The 1263-nt window shown below is 66.0% G+C and carries 1 protein-coding gene; it reads left to right on the forward strand.

The features are described 5' to 3' along the window. Window positions 1–52: 52 nt before the first annotated feature. A protein-coding gene (locus ACGF5C_RS34725) for an IS3 family transposase (protein WP_393308648.1) occupies window positions 53–1218 on the forward strand; the annotation gives its coding sequence in 2 pieces (ribosomal slippage) (window positions 53–311 and window positions 311–1218; 1167 coding nt in all). The last annotated feature ends 45 nt before the right edge of the window (window positions 1219–1263 follow it).

The following is a 1263-nucleotide window of genomic DNA, read 5'->3' on the forward strand; positions in this document are numbered from 1 at the left end:
TGAGGTGTACCAAGGATCCTGGACATGTCCTCCGAGTTGAGAGGATGAGTCCATGCCCGAGCAGCGTCGTCGGTTCAGCCCGCAGTTCAAGGCCGAGGCTGTGCAGATGGTGATCGAGACTGGTAAGCCGATTGCGGTCGTCGCCCGTGATCTGGGGATCCATGACGCGACGTTGGGTAACTGGGTCAACGCGTGGCGGCGTGAGCATGCGGTGGCCGACCAGAACAGCACTCCGGTGGAGGCCGCTCGTGTGAAAGAGATGGAAGACGAGATCCGCCGGTTGCGGATGGAGAACGAGTTCCTGAAAAAAGCCGCGGCCTTCTTCGCCCGGATGCACCCGTAGCCCTGCGGTGCGCGTTGATCGACGCGGAGAAGGCCACCTACCCGATCGCGTGGATGTGCCGACTGCTGGGTGTCTCCCGCTCCACGTACTACGCCTGGCGCGACCGGGCCGAGACCGCCACCGCCGTCCGACGTCGGGACCTGGCCGCACGGGTGCGGCGGGTCTTCGACGCCTCCCGGGGCACCTACGGCTGCCGGCGGGTGGCGGCAGCGCTGAACCGGGAGGGCATCGCGTGCAGCGTCGGCCTGGTCGCGGATCTGATGCGTGAGCTCGGCCTGCGTGCCTGCCAACCACGGGCGTACAAGCGGACCACGCTGCCCGGTCAGGATCTGGTGGTTTCCGCTGACCTGATCGGCAGGGACTTCACCGCCGACGCGCCGGGCATCCGTCTGGTCGGTGATATCACCTACCTGAAGACGGGTGAGGGCTGGCTGTATCTGGCCACGGTCATCGACCTGGCCACCCGGATGGTCGTCGGGTGGCAGACCGCCGAGCACATGCGGACCAGCCTCATCGTTGACGCCCTGGCCATGGCCCAACACCACGGGCATGTCCGCCCCGGCGCGGTGTTCCATTCCGACCGCGGCGCCCAGTACACCTCCGCCGAGTTCGCCCGTTACTGCGTGCGAACCGGGATACGCGCGAGCGTGGGCCGTACCGGTGTGTGCTGGGACAACGCCGCCGCCGAATCGTTCTTCGCCACCCTCAAGAACGAGATGTATCACCGGCAGCGCTTCGACACCCGCGCCCGCGCCCGATTCGCCGTCGCCGAGTACATCGAAGTATTCTACAACCGGCAACGACTGCACTCAGCCCTCGACTACCGCACCCCCGCCGAAGCCCTCACCGAACACCAGACCCTGATAGCAGCCTGACCAGCAAATCCACGAAGACCTGTCCAAGATCCTTGACACAGCCCA

It is taken from the genome of Micromonospora sp. NPDC047620, assembly GCF_043205005.1.
In the GTDB taxonomy this organism is placed as follows: Bacteria; Actinomycetota; Actinomycetes; order Mycobacteriales; family Micromonosporaceae; genus Micromonospora.